Source organism: Aeromonas media (assembly GCF_020423125.1).
GTDB classification, from domain to species: domain Bacteria; phylum Pseudomonadota; class Gammaproteobacteria; order Enterobacterales; family Aeromonadaceae; genus Aeromonas; species Aeromonas media.
In genome coordinates this window covers 115,001-133,793 of sequence record NZ_CP075564.1, presented here as the reverse complement: position 1 = coordinate 133,793, position 18,793 = coordinate 115,001, and the positions used below count along the sequence as shown (strand labels likewise).

Here is an 18,793-nt window from a genome sequence, read left to right as displayed (position 1 = left end):
TTATTATCACCAAATCGGCGGGAAACTACACTGAATGTCCGAACTCATTTCCGTTCACCCACACAACCACGAGGACATCATTCATGGCACAGGTTCAGAGCATCAAGTGTAAAGCCGCCATCGCCTGGGGACCGGGTCAGCCCCTCTCCATCGAAGAGGTCGAGGTCATGCCGCCCCAGGCTGGCGAGGTGCGGGTGCGGATCGTCGCCACCGGCGTCTGCCACACCGATGCCTTCACCCTCTCAGGGGAAGATCCGGAAGGGGTCTTCCCCTGCATCCTGGGCCATGAGGGGGGTGGCATCGTCGAGTCCGTCGGCGAGGGCGTCACCAGCGTCAAGGTCGGCGATCACGTGATCCCGCTCTACACCCCCGAGTGCGGCGAGTGCAAGTTCTGCAAGTCCGGCAAGACCAACCTGTGCCAGAAGATCCGCGCCACCCAGGGCAAGGGGCTGATGCCGGACGGTACCACCCGCTTCTCGAAAGATGGCCAGCCCATCTATCACTACATGGGCACCTCCACCTTCAGCGAATACACTGTGCTGCCGGAGATCTCCATCGCCAAGGTGGATCCGGCCGCCCCCCTGGAAGAGGTCTGCCTGCTGGGCTGTGGCGTCACCACCGGCATCGGCGCCGTGATGAACACCGCCAAGGTGAAGGAGGGTGAGAGCGTCGCCATCTTCGGGCTGGGAGGCATAGGCCTCTCCGCCGTCATAGGCGCCCGTCTCGCCAAGGCCGGCCGCATCATCGCCATCGACATCAACGAGAGCAAGTTCGAGCTGGCCCGCAAGCTGGGCGCCACCGACTGCATCAACCCGAACGATTACGACAAGCCCATCCAGGAGGTGATCGTCGAGATGACCGACGGCGGCGTCGACTTCTCCTTCGAGTGCATCGGCAACGTCAAGGTGATGCGCGCGGCGCTCGAATGCTGCCACAAGGGCTGGGGTGAATCCGTCATCATAGGTGTGGCCGGTGCCGGCCAGGAGATCAGCACACGTCCGTTCCAGCTGGTCACCGGCCGGGTCTGGCGCGGCAGCGCCTTCGGCGGAGTGCGCGGTCGCAGCGAACTGCCGAGCTATGTGCAGCGCTACATGCAGGGGGAGTTCAAGCTGGACGACTTCATCACCCACACCATGGGGCTTGAGCAGATCAACGAGGCGTTCGATCTGATGCACGAAGGCAAGAGCATCCGCACCGTCATCCACTACTGATCCCATGAGAGCCCCGCCCATCGATGAATGTGCGGGGCAGAGGAGTTCGTCGATGAATCTGGACATCATCAGCAGCAACAAGAGCTTCGGTGGCTGGCACAAGCAGTATCGCCACCGCTCCACCGTACTCGACTGCGAGATGCGCTTCGCCATCTATCTGCCGCCCCAGGCCCTCACCGGCCAGAAAGTGCCCGTGCTCTACTGGCTCTCCGGCCTCACCTGCACCGACGAGAACTTCATGCAGAAGGCGGGGGCCCAGCGCATCGCCGCCGAGCTCGGCATCGCCCTGGTGGCGCCGGACACCAGTCCGCGCGGCGAGGGCGTACCGGACGACCCCGGCTACGATCTCGGCATGGGGGCCGGCTTCTATGTCAACGCCACCCAGCACCCCTGGCGGGCGCACTACCAGATGTATGACTACGTCACCCGGGAGCTGCCCGAGCTCATCGAGACCCACTTCCCGGTCTCGACGAGGCGCGCCATCAGCGGCCACTCCATGGGGGGCCACGGTGCGCTCATCGCCGCATTGCGCGAGCCCGGCCGCTACCGCTCGGTGTCGGCCTTCAGCCCCATCAGCCACCCGAGCCGCGCCCCCTGGGGCCAGAAGGCGCTCGGGGCCTATCTCGGCAACAACCCATTGCTGTGGCAGGAGTGGGATGCCTGCCAGCTGCTGCGCCACCACGACTGCCAGCCCTTGCCAACGCTGGTGGAAGTGGGGCTGGACGATCCCTTCCTGACGGAACAGCTCGGCATCGATGCCCTGGCCGAGATAGCGGCCGCCAAGGCCTGGCCCCTCGAGCTCCATCGCCATGCCGGCTATGACCACAGCTACTACTTCGTGGCGAGCTTCATCGAGGCGCACCTGCGCTTTCACGCCAGCCACCTCGGCGACCCGGCCCGGGAGTGATGCGAGCCACAGGCCTGCCAAAACACATCAAAAAAGGCCCTGCGGGGCCTTTCTTCTATTGCTGGTTTTCATCGCCGGAGCTCAGCTCCCCAACCGGCTCACCTGACCCGAGCCCGCGATCTCGCTCTTGAGCTCGGGATCCCCCCAGTAGCTGACCGAGCCAGAACCGGCGATCTCTATCTTGAGCCGCGACTGGGCACGCACCTCGACCTCGCCACTGCCGGCGATACTCACCTCAACCTCCTCGCTGGCGAGCCCGGCTCCCTTGACGCCACCGGCTCCCGCGATGTTCAGCTCCATGGCCCTGACCGAGCCCTCCCCCAGATCCAGATTACCCAGACCGGCGATGTTGCCCTCCAGCCGGTTCAGCACCAGCCCGCTGGCGACGATATCACCCGTGCCTGCCACCGACAGCACCAGCTCATCCCCCTTGAAGTCACGCAGCTCGCCATTGCCGATGCCCGCCAGCGCCAGCTCATGGAGCTCGGGCAGGGTGATGGTGATCTCCAGCGGCTCGCTGGGGGCCAGTCGATAACCCTCCTTCACCTCTATCTCCAGCTTGTCGTCTTTCTCGCTCAGCGTCAGGTAGGGCAACAGGTTCTCCTGCCCCCGGATATGGATGCCGCGCGCCTCCCCCGCCACCAGCTGGATGTTGGCAGGCACCCCCGCCAGTACCCGGGTCACCTCCCGGCCCAGGGGGTGCTGCTGCTCCACCAGGGCCCCGGCCCCGCTCACCTTGACGTCATCCTGCCAGCTGCAACCACCCAGCCCCAGGGCCAGCACGGCTCCCATCATCCATTTCATCGCCACTCTCCTCGTTGTATGTTGGCAAACGCGATTCTTGGTCCGCGCAGCCCGGTGAAGGGGCAATTGCAAACCACATGCCACAGATCCAAGGCTATGAATTTCAACTGAAAATCAGATTTCATGTTCACTACACCCTTCATCTTTGAGAGCCATTCAGACCATATGTTGGTCAAACTCACCATACCCGAACGGGGGGATCCTGCCTGCTGACAGGGTTGCCCACAGCCGGGAGAGGAAGTTTTTGGTTGCCGCCCCGGTCTGTTGAGCCAATAGTGATACCTTGTGCGTATAGAGCTCTCCACCGATGCATTTGTCACTGCCTACAAGGAGTCAGAGCGTGACCCAAGTCAGCCACCCATTCGCCAGCCCAGGCGGCCTGCCAGCCCCGACCCGTACCCTGCGGCTCGACGGCGACGATCCCGAGCACAAGCGTCACGAGCTGCTCAACTACTTCTGTCAGACCTTCGATCTCTACGACAGCCTGTTTGACTGCCTGGCCGATGAGCGGGCCTGGTTCAACAAGGCGATCCCCCTGCGCCACCCCCTCATCTTCTACTACGGCCACACCGCCGCTTTCTTCGTCAACAAGCTGCTGGCGGCGCGCCTCATCGAGAGCCGTCTCGATCCACGCATCGAGGCCATGGTCGCCATCGGCGTGGACGAGATGAGCTGGGACGATCTGGACGAGACCCACTACGACTGGCCCAAGGTCACCGAATTGCGCAGTTATCGGGCCAAAGTCCGCACGCTGGTTTGCGACTTCATCCGGCGGATGCCGCTCACCCTGCCCATCGACTGGCAGAGCCCGGCCTGGGTCATCCTGATGGGGATAGAGCATGAGCGCATCCACCTGGAGACCTCCAGCGTGCTGATCCGCCAGTTGCCGCTGGCCTGGGTGCAGCAACAACCTTATTGGCCCGCCTGTACCGAGGCACGCCATCGGCGTGACGAGGTACCCACCAACGGCTTGCTGCCGGTGGCGGGGGGCAGGGTGCGCCTCGGCAAACAGGATGCCACCTACGGCTGGGACAACGAATATGGCGAGCGCCACATCGAGCTTGCCCCCTTCCAGGCCAGCCGCATGCTGGTGAGCAACGCCGAGTACTTCGAATTCGTGCAGGCGGGTGGCTATGAGACCCGGGCCTGGTGGGACGACGAGGGCTGGGGCTGGTGCCAGTATGCCAGGGCGCGCATGCCCAGCTTCTGGGTCGGCGACCCCGGCGAGCCCGAGCAACTGCAACTGCGGCTGATGACCGAGCAGGTTGCCCTGCCCTGGGACTGGCCGGTGGAGGTGAACCAGCTGGAAGCTGCCGCCTTCTGCCGCTGGAAAGCGGCCCAGACCGGGCTGCCCATCCAGCTGCCGAGCGAGGGAGAGTGGGCGCTGCTGCGCGAGCAGGTGCCCGGGGATCAACCGGACTGGCTGGAGGCCCCCGGCAATATCAACCTGGCCCGCTTCGCCTCTTCCTGTCCTGTGGATGCCTTTCCGCAGGGCAGCTTCTTCGATCTGGTGGGCAACGTCTGGCAGTGGACCAGCACCGCCATCGACGGCTTCGAGGGGTTCAAGGTGCATCCGCTCTACGACGACTTCTCCACCCCCACCTTCGATGGCAAGCACACCCTCATCAAGGGCGGCAGCTGGATAAGCACTGGCAACGAGGCGCTCAAGTCGTCCCGCTACGCCTTCCGCCGCCACTTCTTCCAGCATGCGGGCTTCCGCTATCTGGTCTCCCGTTATCAGGAACCCGTTATCGTGAATCCTTATGAAACCGACGCGCTCGTGGCGCAATACCTCGACTTCCAGTACGGCCCGACCCACTTCGGGGTAGCCAACTACGCCAGCACCCTGGCCAGCCTTGCCAGCGAGCTGTGCAGCAACCACCAGCGCGCGCTGGACATCGGCTGCGCCACCGGCCGCGCCAGCTTCGAGCTGGCCCGCCACTTCCAGCACGTGGACGGAGTGGACTACTCGGCCCGTTTCATCGACGTGGCGCTCGCACTCGCCAATCAGGACAGCTTCCGCTATACCCTGCCCCTGGAGGGGGAGCTGGTGGAGTATTGCGAGGCACGCCTCTCCCGCCATGATCTCGGCCGCGAGCAGGCCGAGCGGGTCCACTTCAGCCAGGGGGATGCCTGCAACCTCAAGCCCAGATACGATCACTACGATCTGGTGCTCGCCGCCAATCTGATAGACCGGCTGCGGGAGCCCGCCCGCTTCCTGCGCGACATTGCTCCCAGACTGCGCAGCGGCGGCCTGCTGGTACTCACCAGCCCCTACACCTGGCTGACCGACTACACCCCCAAGGCGAACTGGCTCGGCGGCATCCGGGAGAACGGCGAGGCCCTCTCCACCCATCAGGCGCTGCAACGGCTGCTGGCAGCGGAGTTCGAGGAGCTGTGCCCACCGAGAGACGTCCCCTTCGTCATCCGCGAGACAGCGCGCAAGCACCAGCACACGGTGGCCCAGCTCACCGTCTGGCGTAAACGCTGACTACGCTGCAAACGAAAGAGGGAGGCCCATGGCCTCCCTCTCTTTTATCCGGGTATCTTATCCCTCCTGGATCTGGGGCAGGGCCTCCTGCTCGCGGTAGCGGCGGGCCAGCACGGCGCAGACCATCAGCTGGATCTGGTGGAAGATCATCAGCGGCAGCACCATGACCCCGACGCTGGCGGCGGGGAACATGACGTTGGCCATGGGCACACCATTGGCGAGGCTCTTCTTCGAGCCGCAGAAGACGATGGTGATCTCGTCCGCCCTGTTGAAACCGAGGCGGCGGCTGATCCAGACGTTCCAGCCCAGTACCAGGGCCAGCAATACGCAGCTCAGCAGCACTATGCTGGCCAAGTCATACCAACCTACTTGATGCCAGATCCCCTGCACCACGGCCTCGCTGAAGGCCACATAGACCACCAGCAGGATGGAGCTCTGATCCAGCTTGCCGATCAGCGGCCGATGGCTGTCGACCCAGCGGCCGATGAGGGGCCGCGACAGATGGCCCACCACGAAGGGCAGCATCAGCTGCACCATGATGGCCTGAATGGAGTGCCAGGTGTCGACCCCCTCCCCCTGCACCTGGATCATCAAGCCCACCAGCACCGGCGAGAGGAAGATGCCGAGGATGCTGGAGGCCGAGGCGCTGCAGACCGCCGCCGACACATTGCCCCCCGCCATGGAGGTGAAGGCAATGGCCGACTGCACGGTGGCGGGCAGGGCGCACAGATACAAGAAACCGAGGTAGATGGCCGGACTCAGCCACTGGGGCACCAGCGGCGTGAGCAAGAGCCCGAGCAGCGGGAACAGCAGGAAGGTGCTCGCCATCACCACCAGATGCAGCCGCCAGTGACCGAGCCCTGCCAGCAGGTTCTGGCGCGACAGCTTGGCGCCATGCATGAAGAACAGCAGCGCCACCGCCAGCTTGGTCAGCAGCGCGAACCAGACGGCCACCTGGCCCTCGCAGGGGAAGAAGGAGGCCAGGGCGACCACCACAATCAGTACAGAGGTAAAGGGATCCAGACGCACGAGCGGTCTCCGGTGAAAGCAGATCCCGTCCCCTCGCGGGGCCGGTGATCGGGGACGACAGGAAACACAACAGGAGCTGTGGCACAGCTCCTGTTGAAACGAATCCCCAGCTTACCCCGATAAAGGGGAGGCGCAAAGTTGAGCGACTCCCCTTTATCTGCCGGAAATTAAGCAAGCCCGGCTGGCCACCGGATCCGGCCAGCCTTGTGCTTCAACTCTGCTTGGCCAGCTTGCCGCCAGCTGTTCCGGTTGCCTGCTTGCAGGCTTGGCGCTTCTCGAAACGGGAGATCCACCAGTAGGCCAGCGCCGAGAAGACCGCGGTCATGAAGACGTTGATGAAGAAGGCGCGCACCAGATCCACCCCGCTCGGGAAGGCAGAGGCGCTCATGCTCACCACGAAGATGGCGATCAGCACCGACACCACCGCCATGCCGAAGGTGCGCGATCCCATGCGGAAGTCGCGGGGGGTGTCGTCATGTTTCCAGCGGAACACGAAGTAGGCCACCATGATGAAGATCGGCGGCAACATGGCGGTACCGGCGGTGAGGTTGATGGCGGTGTTCATCATCTGTTGCACCGACTCGGAACCGAAGCCGTTGACCACCAGCATCGCGAACACGAAGGCAAACTGCCACCAGGCGGCGCGCACCGGCACGCCGTGCTCGTTGAGCTGGGTGGTCTTCTCGCCGTAAACCCCCTGCGGGATCTCGGAGAAGTGGATCTTCACCGGCGCCGAGGTCCACATCATCATGGAGCCGAACATGGCGATGAAGAGCACCACCCCGACTGCGCGGCCCACCAGGGTCTCGGAAAGCCCGAAGTACTGGGCCATGCCGGTGAAGATCTCCACCATGCCGCCAGCATAGGTGAGGCTCTCGCGCGGCACGAACACGTTCACCAGCAGGGAACCCAGCGCATACATGGCACCGATGACGATACCGGCGGTGATGATCACCTTGATAAAGGACTTCTGACCGCCCTTCACGTCATTGAGATAAGCCGCTGCTGTTTCGGCACCGCCCGCCGCCTGGAAGATCCAGCACATGATGCCCAGCGTCGCCCAGTTGACGGTGGGAGTCATGGCCTCCAGCGTGATGGGCTGTGCCGCCACATGGTCACCACCGAGGGCCATCAGGGCACCCAGCACATAGATGGCGAACAGGGCAAAGACGCCGTAGGCCACCAGTTCGGCAATCTTGCCAAGCCAGCTCGCCCCCTTGGTGGAGATGTGGGTCGCCGCCGCAAACAGCACGATGGAGATGATCGAGGTGACGGTCGGCGAGAAGCTGTACTCATATCCCAGCATGGCGTAGGAGGCGTAGGCGATGACGTTGGGCAGCAGGGAGACAAACCAGAACAGGTTCACAAACCAGTAGAGGAAGGAGCCCAGATAGGCCATACGGGTACCGAGGGGCTTCTTGAGCCAGTCGTACATCCCCGACTCGGAGTTTTTGTTGGCCGAGACGAACTCGGCGATGATGAAGACGAAGGGGATGAAGTAGACGAGGGTCGCCAGCAGGAAGATGGGGGCCGAGCTGAGCCCCAGCTCGATGTTGTTGTTGACAATGTTGCGCACGTTGAACACGGCGGCAAAGGTCATCGACAACAGGGCAAACTTGCCTATGGTGCCGCGTACGGATTCAGACATATGTCCTCCAATGGACTCGCGCTCCCTGCGGGTAACGCTGTGACTCTGTGATGTGTTCGGCAAGGGTCTGTCGGCCCCGCGCTTTACTCTCTTGTTATGATCGGGCCGTTTGGACGGCCTCGTTGGTGAACCGGTGCAGTCTCCCGTACCGGCTCGCAATACCAGTCAAACGATGGGGGTGCCCGGCGCCATGGGCACCCGGGGCTGCAACAGCACGCTCTGGCTCTCGTCCGGGGTCTCGGCGCAGAGCAACATGCATTCGGATCGCTCGCCGCGCATCTTGGTCGGCTTGAGGTTGGTCAGCACCACCACCTCGCTGCCCATCAGCTCATCTTCGCTGTAGTAAGGCACCAGACTGGTGACGGTCTGCAGTGGCCGCTCGCCACCCACGTCAATCTGGACGATGTAGAGTTTGTCGGCACCGGGGTGGCGCACCACCTCCAGCACCCTGCCCACCTTCATCTCGACCCGTTTGAATTCGGCAAACTCGATCGTCTCGCTCATGCTCTTCTCCTTTTCTGGTTCAACAGTTTGCGGGTGGCCAGTGGCCACCCGGTTTGATGAGGAGCCAATGCAGTGCCTATGGCGTCTGGATGACGGCCTGCGCCGCCGGCTGGGCCTCTTTCGCGCGCGCGTCAGCACTCAGGGAGGCTTCGTAGCGGTTGTATTTCCACCAGGCGAAGCCGAGGAAAATCACGATCCCGCCGACGTTGTAGAAGATGATGGTCATGATGTCGGCGCCGGTCGGGAAGGTGGAGGCGAGGAAGCCCACCGAGAAGATGGCGATCAGCACCGACACCACGGCGATGCCAGTGGTGCGCGAACCCATCTTGAAATCCCGTGGCAGGTGATCCAGCTTCAGGCGCAGATTGAGGTAGGCCAGCATGATGAACAGCGGCGGCAGCATGGAGGCGGCGGCGGTCATGTTGATGACGGTGTTCATCAGATCCTGCGCCGTGTTGGAGCCCAGGGTCGGGATCACCATCAGCGGCAGCACGATGAGGTACTGGATCCAGGCTGCGCGGGCGGGCACGCCGTTCTCGTTCAGCTCGACCGTCTTCTTGCCGAAGATGCCGGCCGGAATTTCGGAGAAGAAGATCTTCACCGGGGTCGCCGTCCACATCAGCAAGGAGCCGAACATGGCGGTGAAGGAGACCAGACCCACGAAGCGATTCATCAGCACGGTGGGCAGACCGAAATGGGCCGCCAGCCCCTCGAACACCTGCACCGAGCCACCGGTAAATTTCAGGGTGTCGCTATGGACAAACACGTTGATCAGCAGGGAGGCGATGGAGTAGAGCACACCAATGAAGAGCCCGGCGACGATGATCACTTTCACGAAGGATTTGGAGCCCCCTTTCACGTCATTGACGTAGACCGCCACCGACTCGGCGCCACCGGCCGCCATAAAGATCCAGGTGGTGATGCCGAGGAAGGCCCAGCTGAAATCGGGGACCATGGCCTCTACCGTGATGGGGTCAGCCGGTTGTACACCACCGACTAACGCCACACCTGCCAGCAGAATGTAGGAGAGGGTCAGCAGCAGCATCAGGGACGAGGTCACCGAGGTGATGGGGCCAAGCAGCTTGGCGCCATTGGTGGAGACATAGGTGGCAAAGGCAAACAGCACCATGCTTAAGAAAGTGGTCGCCAGCGGGGTGAAAATGTATTCGTAGCCGAGGAAGGCATAGGAGGCGTAGGCGATGACCCGCGGCAGCAAGGAGGTGAAGAAGAACAGGTTCACGAACCAGTAGGTGTAGGCGGAGATAAAGGCCCAGCGACCGCCGAGGGAGCTCTTCACCCAGGCATAGACGCCCGCTTCGGAGTTCTTGTTCAGTGATACGAATTCCGCAATGATCAGACAGAACGGAATGAAGTAAAAAATGGTGGCCAGAAAGAACATCGGGGCCGAGGCCAGACCGATTTCGATGTTGTTGTTGATGACGTTGTTGAAGCTGAATACCGCCGCGAAGGTGAGCGACAGCAGACCAAACTTGCCTATCGTATTGCGTTTGGAATCAGACATGGTGCATCTCCAGACCTGTAGTTATCTCAGCGAAAGAGCGGGGCGTGGTTTGTAGGGTGTGCCCCGCCCTTCCGGCTTTTATCAGTGCAGAACCAGCGGCTTGTTATTTGTTCTTGAAGTAGCCGCCTTCGACGGTGACCTTGATGATCAGCTTGCGCACCGGCCCGTCGCCGACGAACCGGTAGGCCTCGTCGTTCTCGAAGATCACCACCTGACCGTTGCCGACTTTCTGGCGCTCACGCACCTCACCGGCCAGCCACTCGCGATCCGTGGTGTCGTCATAGCCCTGCTCGACACCCAGCTCGCGCTTGGCAGCCCACTCCACCGTCTCTGTCCCTTCCAGGTAGTAGTGAACGTCGAAGTAGCGGCGCTGCCCCTCAAACAGGGAGGTGGCCGGGCTAGCCCCCTCCTGCAAACGGTAGGTGAGGGAGTCACCGATGGAGTGGCAGATGCCGGGCTTGAGGTTGGCCAGGTTGTTGATGGCCTCCACGCAGCGGCCCCACTTCTTGCCCTCCCGGTAGATATTTTTGAACAGGGTCAGGTTGTCCAGGGTGATCATGCGAGGTTCCTCCCGCCGTTGATGGTGAGATCGAGCCCGGCCAGCGCAGCCGGATTGAGGTTGCCACGGTCGATGGGCAGCAAAGTCAGGCCGAAGCTGAACGGCTCGAAGCGCACCCGCCAGGAGTCCAGCACCTCGGAACCCCAGGAGTTGGAGCCGAGCCCCAACACCTTGTGATCCAGATTGAGGGTGAGATAACCGCTCGGCTCCAGCTCGTTGATGTGCTGCGCCGCATGGATATGCTCCCAGCTGTAGGGCCAGACGCTCAGGTTGATGGGGGCATCGGGCCGCACGTAGAGACCGGCGCCGTGGCGGTTGGTCAATGTTGCCCAACGCACCTGCTGGCGGTTGCCGTTGTCCTGCGGGAAGGGGTAGTGCTCCCACATCTCGCCCACCGTACTGTTGAAGCGGTCTATCCAGTTGCTCTGGCGGCTGTCCTGATAGTTTTCACCCGGTCCCATGCCGTAGTAGTGCACCCGGTCGAGATCCTGACGAATACCCAGCTCGAAGCCGATCTTGGGAATGATGTCGTCATAGCCGCCGTAGGACTGACCGGAGAGTGCCACATGCAGCTGGCCGTTCGGGCTCAGGGTGTAGACGTAGCGGCAACTCATGCCGAAGTCGAACACCGGGGGCGCGATCAGGCTTTCCACTGTCACCTCGACCGCATCACCCAGCTGACGCCAGCTCAGAGTGCGGAAGTGCTCCTGCATGATCTGCAGGTGGTTCGGGTGCCACAGGCTTTCGTACTCCTGCTTGTGGTTGTCGATCATCGGCTTGAAGAAGGTAAGGCGCGGCGACCGTTCAATCAGCTCGATACCGTCCTGCTGCCAGCTCACCAGCTTGCCGTCGAGGCGCGAGAAGCGCAGGGCAAAGCCGCTGCCGCTCAGGGTCAAATCGATCCGCTCATCGACAATCTGCAACGCAGTGGCGTTGGGATTGGCAAAGGGCTGCAGCTGACGAGTCGATGCCTTCAGCTGGAACTGATACTGGCCCAGCTCGTGCTCCGCCGCGCTGTAGCGGGTGGCGGTGGCCTTGATGACCCGCAGCTGGACGAAGGTTTCCCGCCCATCAAGTGTGGGCAGTTCAAGCTGCAGTTCGGTGATGGCACCGGGAGCCACCCCTTCCAGCCGGATTTGCTGGCTCGCCAGCAGCTCGCCCTCGGCCTTCACTTCAACCAGCAGACGGATATCGTCGAGAGTGGAGAACCAGTAGCGGTTTTCCACCGCCAGCTTGCCGCTGACCAAATCCAGCGCCCGCACCTTGACCGGGCAGATCACCTGTTTGTACTCGCGCAGGCCCGGCCCCGGGGTCTGATCCGGATAGATGAGGCCATCCATGCAGAAGTTGTAGTTGTTGGGGTAGTCGCCGTAGTCGCCACCGTATTTGTAAACGGCACGCCCCTGCTCGTCCTGATCCAGAATGCCGTGATCACACCACTCCCAGATGTAGTGGCCCTGAATGTGGGGATGGCGGTCGAACACCTGCTGGTATTCGCTGAGGCCACCCGGACCGTTGCCCATGGCGTGGGCGTATTCGCAGATAATGCGCGGCTTCTCCATCGGGAACTCGCCGAAGCAGTTCATCTGCGAGACGCGGGAGTACATGGTGCTCACCACATCCACCACCTCGGCATCGCGATCCTCTTCGTAGTGCACCAGTCGGGTCGGGTCGATCGCCTTGCAGCGCTGGTACATGGCTCTGATGTTGCAGCCATAGCCGGACTCGTTACCCAGCGACCAGATGATGATGGAGGGGTGGTTCTTCTGGGCGTGAACGTGGCGCTCGATGCGATCCACGAACACCGGCTCCCAGAAGGGGGCGTCGGTAATGCGGCTGAGATCGCCGACGTTGGCAAAACCGTGGGTCTCCACGTCGGTCTCAGCCATCACGAACAGACCGTACTGGTCGCACAGCTCGTAGAAGCGCGGGTCATTCGGGTAGTGGGCGGTGCGCACCGAGTTGAGGTTGTGCTGCTTCATCAGCACGATATCGCGTTCAACACGGTCCATACCGACCGCTCGGCTCTTGAGGTGATCGTTGTCGTGACGGTTCACCCCGTGCAACTTGAGGTAGTGGCCGTTGACGTAGAAGAGACCATCCTTGACCTTGATTTCACGCACCCCAACCCGCTGCGGGATCACTTCCAGCAGCTCGCCCTGACCGTTGTAGAGGGAGAGTTGCAGCTGATAGAGGTAAGGGTCTTCGGCGCTCCACAGATGGGGGTTGGCCAGATCCAGCGTGAAGCGGCAATCACACTTGCCGTCGATGGAGAGATGGTCGAGCGAGCCGCTGGCGATCTCGCGGCCCTTATCCAGCAGCGACCAGACCAGACGGTGATCACGGGCGGGCGCCCCCAGATTTTCCAGCTGGATGTCGCAGCTCAGGGTGGCGCTTTGATTATCATCGGCCAGCGCGGTGCGAATGAAAAAGTCCTGCACATGGGCGGCCAGTTTGCCCACCAGATAGACGTCGCGGAAGATCCCCGCCATCCACCACATGTCCTGATCTTCGATGTAAGTGGAATCGGCCCACTGCATCACCCGCACCGACAGCAGGTTCTCGCCAACCTTGGCGTAGGCGCTGATATCGAACTCGGCGGTGAGGCGGCTGCCCTTGCTGAAGCCAACGTAGTGACCATTCACATAGACCTCGAAGTAGGTCTCTACCCCGTCAAACTTGATGATCACCTGCTCGCCATCCCAGGCCGGGCTCAGCGTGAAGCTGCGCTGATAGGCGCCGGTGGGGTTGTTGGTCGGCACGAAGGGCACGTCGATGGGGAAGGGAAAACCTTCGTCGGTGTACTGCAGATTGCCATGCCCTTCCATCTGCCACATGTTGGGTACGGTGATCTGGCCCCACTCACTCATGGGGCTGTGGTAAAAGGCCTCCGGCACCTGCAGGGGGTGGTCGAAGTAGTGGAACTGCCACTGACCGCTAAGGCTCAGAAAACGGCGGCTCAGCTCGCGCTGCATGGTGGCCGCCAGCGCGTGGTCGGCATAAGAGAAGAAGTAGGCACGCGGAGCCAGTCTGTTTTCACCAACGAATTGGACGTTTTCCCAGTTATTCACATGTCCTCCCGGAACAAGGCAACTTTGACTGGGTGAACTCTAGATAAACATTTACTAAATATCAGTTTTGGATCGGTAAAGTTTTAACCTAATCACAATGGCTGGATGGTTTTGTGAGTGAGATCAGAATCGGAGGATAAAAGGGGATAAGGCAGGCAGCGATGGCATGGATGTTGATAAATGCAGGCAAAAAATGGCTGAAACCACCGTAAAACAATGCATTATGAATTTATCAGTAGAAATAAGAGAGAGAGTTATGAAGGGATGAGGCCGCGCCACCGCAAGATGACGCGACTAAAACAGAATTTATTTTACTAAAATCAACGAGTGGTGCCACGCAGGGTCAGGCGGCTCGGCACCAGTACCCGAAGAGGAATATCACGTTCGTCACGCAGCCGTTCGACCAGCAGATTGACCCCCTGGGAGCCCATCAACTCGGAGTGGATCCGCACAGTGGAGAGCGGCGGGAAGGTGAACTTGGCGGTCGGAATGTCGTTGACGCTGATCAGCTCAATCTGCTGGGGAATCGCCAGCCCCCTCTCGTGGATGGCCCGCAGCACCCCAATGGCGATGGAGTCGGAGGCGACGAACAGCGCCTTGGGCCAGTCCCCTGCCAGCATCTCTTTTGCCAGTCGGTAGCCGGAGGCGCTGGAGAAGTCCCCGCGATAGAGATCGCTCTCCTGCACCACCCCCAGCCGCTGACCGTAGTCGAGGAAGGCCAGTTCACGGAGATCCGGCGCCTCATCCTGACCCCCTATATAGCCGATGCGGCCATGCCCCTGGGCGATGAAGAAGTCCACCACCTGCTGGCTGATGAGCGCCAGATCCACATCCACGGAGTCACATTCCCCCTGGGAGCGGCAATCCACGAACACCAGCTGGGCAGAGAGAGAGTGGAGCGCTGCCAGGCGCTCCTCAGGCAGGTGGCCGATAACCAGGATGCCGTCGACGGCGGAGAGCTCACGCCCCTCGGCGCCGTTGTAGAAATGGGTCAGCTCTATGTTGAAGCGGGCGCACTGGGTCTCGATGCCATAGCGAATGGCGAGATAGTAGGGGTCGTTGACCTCTGTGCTCTGGGGGTAGGCATAGACCGCCAGAAAGTGCAGCTTGCTCTTGTGCACCCCCTTGCGGGCGCTACTGGTCTTGTACTCCAGCCGCTCGGCAATCTCGAAGATCTTCTGCCTGGTCTCTTCCTTGACACTCAGCGTCGGATCTTCATTGAGCACCCGCGACACAGTGGCCTGGGACACCCCCGCCTCCTGTGCAATTTCCTTCAACGTGGCCATGCATACTCCTCTGGCGATGACTCCCGACAATACCTGACCAAGAGTAACGGGCAAGCCGCTGACAGCCCAGCATTTTTACTAAAAGAAGCCGGACTGCATCGAAAAAATCCCAAAGCAAAAAGGCCTCCCGAATGGGAGGCCTCTTCTAAATAGGTGCCTGACAGTGTCCTACTCTCGCATGGCGAATGCCACACTACCATCGGCGCTACCGCGTTTCACTTCTGAGTTCGGCATGGGATCAGGTGGTTCCACGGCGCTATTGCCGTCAGGCAAAAGCTGTATTACTTAATAATGGTGCTGATACCCAGAGTCGAACTGGGGACCTCATCCTTACCAAGGATGCGCTCTACCAACTGAGCCATATCAGCACACTAACCGGTAAAGACCGCACTGTGTGCGCTATCTAAATCTTTTGTCCAACACAACCTGACGTTGTATCGCGACCAACTACATCGCTGTAGTTGCTTAATTGAAGCCTGGCAGTGTCCTACTCTCGCATGGCGAATGCCACACTACCATCGGCGCTACCGCGTTTCACTTCTGAGTTCGGCATGGGATCAGGTGGTTCCACGGCGCTATGGCCGCCAGGCAAATTCTTAATCTAGAAAGCTGACGTGAGTAACGACACGGCTGGTTTGCCTTGTCATTATCACTGAATTTGTAAGTAGTCTCGCACTTGCTACAAGGCCCAGAACACTTCTTGGGTGTTGTATGGTTAAGCCTCACGGGTAATTAGTATGGGTTAGCTCAACACGTCGCCGCGCTTACACACCCCACCTATCAACGTTGTGGTCTCCAACGGCCCTTTAGGACCCTCAAGGGGTCAGGGATGACTCATCTCAGGGCTCGCTTCCCGCTTAGATGCTTTCAGCGGTTATCGATTCCGAACTTAGCTACCGGGCAGTGCCACTGGCGTGACAACCCGAACACCAGAGGTTCGTTCACTCCGGTCCTCTCGTACTAGGAGCAACTCCCTTCAATCATCCAACGCCCACGGCAGATAGGGACCGAACTGTCTCACGACGTTCTGAACCCAGCTCGCGTACCACTTTAAATGGCGAACAGCCATACCCTTGGGACCGACTTCAGCCCCAGGATGTGATGAGCCGACATCGAGGTGCCAAACACCGCCGTCGATATGAACTCTTGGGCGGTATCAGCCTGTTATCCCCGGAGTACCTTTTATCCGTTGAGCGATGGCCCTTCCATTCAGAACCACCGGATCACTATGACCTACTTTCGTACCTGCTCGACCTGTCCGTCTCGCAGTTAAGCTGGCTTATGCCATTGCACTAACCTCCTGATGTCCGACCAGGATTAGCCAACCTTCGTGCTCCTCCGTTACTCTTTGGGAGGAGACCGCCCCAGTCAAACTACCCACCAGGCACTGTCCGCGAGCCCGATTCAGGGCCCTGCGTTAGAACATCAAACATACAAGGGTGGTATTTCAAGGACGGCTCCAGCGCAACTGGCGTCACGCCTTCAAAGCCTCCCACCTATCCTACACATGTAGGTTCAATGTTCAGTGCCAAGCTGTAGTAAAGGTTCACGGGGTCTTTCCGTCTAGCCGCGGGTACACCGCATCTTCACGGCGAATTCGATTTCACTGAGTCTCGGGTGGAGACAGCATGGCCATGGTTACACCATTCGTGCAGGTCGGAACTTACCCGACAAGGAATTTCGCTACCTTAGGACCGTTATAGTTACGGCCGCCGTTTACCGGGGCTTCGATCAAGAGCTTCGCTTGCGCTAACCCCATCAATTAACCTTCCGGCACCGGGCAGGTGTCACACCCTATACGTCCACTTTCGTGTTTGCAGAGTGCTGTGTTTTTGATAAACAGTCCCAGCCATCTGGTCACTGCGACTCCCAACTGCTCCATCCGCAAGGGACTTCACTGTCAAGAGCGAACCTTCTCCCGAAGTTACGGTTCTATTTTGCCTAGTTCCTTCACCCGAGTTCTCTCAAGCGCCTTGGTATTCTCTACCCGACCACCTGTGTCGGTTTGGGGTACGATGACTTGTAATCTGAAGCTTAGAGGCTTTTCCTGGAAGCAGGGCATCAATGGCTTCACCACCGTAGTGGCTTCGTCTCGTGTCTCAGTGTTGTGTCTCCGGATTTGCCTAGAAACACCACCTACGCACTTTCACCAGGACAACCGTCGCCTGGCCCACCTAGCCTTCTCCGTCCCCCCATCGCAATTACAAGTCGTGCAGGAATATTAACCTGCTTCCCATCGATTACGCCTTTCGGCCTCACCTTAGGGGTCGACTCACCCTGCCCCGATTAACGTTGGACAGGAACCCTTGGTCTTCCGGCGAGGAGGCTTTTCACCCCCTTTATCGTTACTTACGTCAGCATTCGCACTTCTGATATCTCCAGCATACCTCTCGATACACCTTCGCAGACTTACAGAACGCTCCCCTACCACTCACACATAAGTGTGAATCCGCGGCTTCGGTGCCTGGTTTGAGCCCCGTTACATCTTCCGCGCAGGCCGACTCGACTAGTGAGCTATTACGCTTTCTTTAAATGATGGCTGCTTCTAAGCCAACATCCTAGCTGTCTGAGCCTTCCCACATCGTTTCCCACTTAACCAGAACTTTGGGACCTTAGCCGGCGGTCTGGGTTGTTTCCCTCTTCACGACGGACGTTAGCACCCGCCGTGTGTCTCCCGGATATTACTTACTGGTATTCGGAGTTTGCATGGAGTTGGTAAGTCGGGATGACCCCCTAGTCCAAACAGTGCTCTACCCCCAGTAGTATTCGTCCGAGGCGCTACCTAAATAGCTTTCGGGGAGAACCAGCTATCTCCGAGTTTGATTGGCCTTTCACCCCCAGCCACAGGTCATCCCCTAACTTTGCAACGTTAGTGGGTTCGGTCCTCCAGTTGATGTTACTCAACCTTCAACCTGCCCATGGCTAGATCACCCGGTTTCGGGTCTACACCTTGCAACTAGACGCCCAGTTAAGACTCGGTTTCCCTACGGCTCCCCTATACGGTTAACCTCGCTACAAAATGTAAGTCGCTGACCCATTATACAAAAGGTACGCAGTCACCCCGAAGGGCTCCCACTGCTTGTACGTACACGGTTTCAGGTTCTATTTCACTCCCCTCACAGGGGTTCTTTTCGCCTTTCCCTCACGGTACTGGTTCACTATCGGTCAGTCAGGAGTATTTAGCCTTGGAGGATGGTCCCCCCATATTCAGACAGGATGTCACGTGTCCCGCCCTACTCGATTTCACTTCAAGGTCGTTTTCATGTACGGGGCTATCACCCTGTATCGCTGGCCTTTCCAGGACCATTCCACTAACTTCCAAGAAACTTAAGGGCTAATCCCCGTTCGCTCGCCGCTACTGAGGGAATCTCGGTTGATTTCTTTTCCTCGGGGTACTTAGATGTTTCAGTTCTCCCGGTTCGCCTCGTTGCACTATGTATTCATGCAACGATACCTAGCTTATGCTAAGTGGGTTTCCCCATTCGGAAATCTGTGAGTAATAGCGTCTCTTACCGACTTCTCACAGCTTATCGCAGGTTAGTACGTCCTTCATCGCCTCTGACTGCCAAGGCATCCACCATGTACGCTTAGTCACTTAACCATACAACCCCAAGAAGTGTCGTCGAAACGACGCGACTTGTTGTTGTACAACAAGGACCAAAATAAATTTTGGTTTTCGCCAAGAAGTTTCCAAAGCACTTGTAACAAATGTTTGAGAACTACTTTTTAAATCAGCTTTCCAGATTGTTAAAGAGCATGTT

The 18,793-nt window shown here is 59.8% G+C and carries 11 protein-coding genes, 1 tRNA gene and 3 rRNA genes; 3 read left to right on the top strand and 12 right to left on the bottom strand.

Annotated elements, in window-relative coordinates; translation table 11 throughout:
* Positions 1 to 83 precede the first annotated feature (83 nt).
* Both KI797_RS00605 and fghA read left to right on the top strand, forming a co-directional pair.
* A complete protein-coding gene (locus tag KI797_RS00605; protein WP_161506744.1) occupies positions 84 to 1,211 on the top strand; it encodes an S-(hydroxymethyl)glutathione dehydrogenase/class III alcohol dehydrogenase in 1,128 nt (375 codons plus the stop codon).
* Positions 1,212 to 1,263: 52 nt separating this feature from the next.
* Positions 1,264 to 2,118, top strand: coding sequence for an S-formylglutathione hydrolase (fghA, locus tag KI797_RS00600; protein ID WP_171273002.1), 855 nt, complete (start codon positions 1,264 to 1,266; stop codon positions 2,116 to 2,118).
* An 81-nt stretch (positions 2,119 to 2,199) separates the two neighbouring features.
* Here the strand turns inward: fghA and KI797_RS00595 are convergent, their stop codons facing one another.
* Entirely contained in the window at positions 2,200 to 2,922 is a 723-nt protein-coding gene (locus KI797_RS00595) for a GIN domain-containing protein (RefSeq protein WP_182786919.1), read from the bottom strand.
* A gap of 307 nt (positions 2,923 to 3,229) precedes the next feature.
* Here KI797_RS00595 and ovoA point away from each other — a divergent pair, with 307 nt between their 5' ends.
* Positions 3,230 to 5,413: a 5-histidylcysteine sulfoxide synthase gene (ovoA, locus tag KI797_RS00590; RefSeq protein ID WP_404801070.1), complete on the top strand. Its 2,184-nt coding sequence runs from the start codon at positions 3,230 to 3,232 to the stop codon at positions 5,411 to 5,413.
* A 57-nt stretch (positions 5,414 to 5,470) separates the two neighbouring features.
* On the opposite strand, the gene KI797_RS00585 is transcribed toward ovoA, so the two are convergent.
* From KI797_RS00585 to KI797_RS00535, 11 genes are all read right to left on the bottom strand, one after another.
* A complete protein-coding gene (locus KI797_RS00585) occupies positions 5,471 to 6,442 on the bottom strand; it encodes a bile acid:sodium symporter family protein (RefSeq protein WP_226170991.1) in 972 nt (323 codons plus the stop codon).
* A gap of 211 nt (positions 6,443 to 6,653) precedes the next feature.
* Entirely contained in the window at positions 6,654 to 8,090 is a 1,437-nt protein-coding gene (locus KI797_RS00580) for an amino acid permease (RefSeq protein WP_226170989.1), read from the bottom strand.
* 165 nt (positions 8,091 to 8,255) lie between these two features.
* The gene (locus KI797_RS00575) at positions 8,256 to 8,594 is read right to left on the bottom strand and encodes a tRNA-binding protein (RefSeq protein ID WP_171272997.1); all 339 of its coding nucleotides are present in this window, start codon (positions 8,592 to 8,594) and stop codon (positions 8,256 to 8,258) included.
* Between the two features lie 76 nt (positions 8,595 to 8,670).
* Positions 8,671 to 10,116: an amino acid permease gene (locus KI797_RS00570; RefSeq protein ID WP_226170987.1), complete on the bottom strand. Its 1,446-nt coding sequence runs from the start codon at positions 10,114 to 10,116 to the stop codon at positions 8,671 to 8,673.
* A gap of 103 nt (positions 10,117 to 10,219) precedes the next feature.
* The gene (locus KI797_RS00565; protein ID WP_226170985.1) at positions 10,220 to 10,675 is read right to left on the bottom strand and encodes a beta-galactosidase subunit beta; all 456 of its coding nucleotides are present in this window, start codon (positions 10,673 to 10,675) and stop codon (positions 10,220 to 10,222) included.
* A complete protein-coding gene (gene ebgA, locus KI797_RS00560; RefSeq protein ID WP_226170982.1) occupies positions 10,672 to 13,746 on the bottom strand; it encodes a beta-galactosidase subunit alpha in 3,075 nt (1,024 codons plus the stop codon). The genes KI797_RS00565 and ebgA overlap by 4 nt, the downstream gene beginning before the upstream one ends.
* 320 nt (positions 13,747 to 14,066) lie before the next feature.
* The gene (ebgR, locus tag KI797_RS00555; protein ID WP_226170979.1) at positions 14,067 to 15,032 is read right to left on the bottom strand and encodes a transcriptional regulator EbgR; all 966 of its coding nucleotides are present in this window, start codon (positions 15,030 to 15,032) and stop codon (positions 14,067 to 14,069) included.
* 155 nt (positions 15,033 to 15,187) lie between these two features.
* Positions 15,188 to 15,302: ribosomal RNA gene (gene rrf, locus KI797_RS00550) — 5S ribosomal RNA — on the bottom strand.
* 22 nt (positions 15,303 to 15,324) lie between these two features.
* A tRNA-Thr gene (locus KI797_RS00545) sits at positions 15,325 to 15,400 on the bottom strand.
* A 106-nt stretch (positions 15,401 to 15,506) separates the two neighbouring features.
* A 5S ribosomal RNA gene (rrf, locus tag KI797_RS00540) occupies positions 15,507 to 15,621 on the bottom strand.
* A gap of 122 nt (positions 15,622 to 15,743) precedes the next feature.
* A 23S ribosomal RNA gene (locus KI797_RS00535) occupies positions 15,744 to 18,633 on the bottom strand.
* Positions 18,634 to 18,793: the final 160 nt, after the last annotated feature.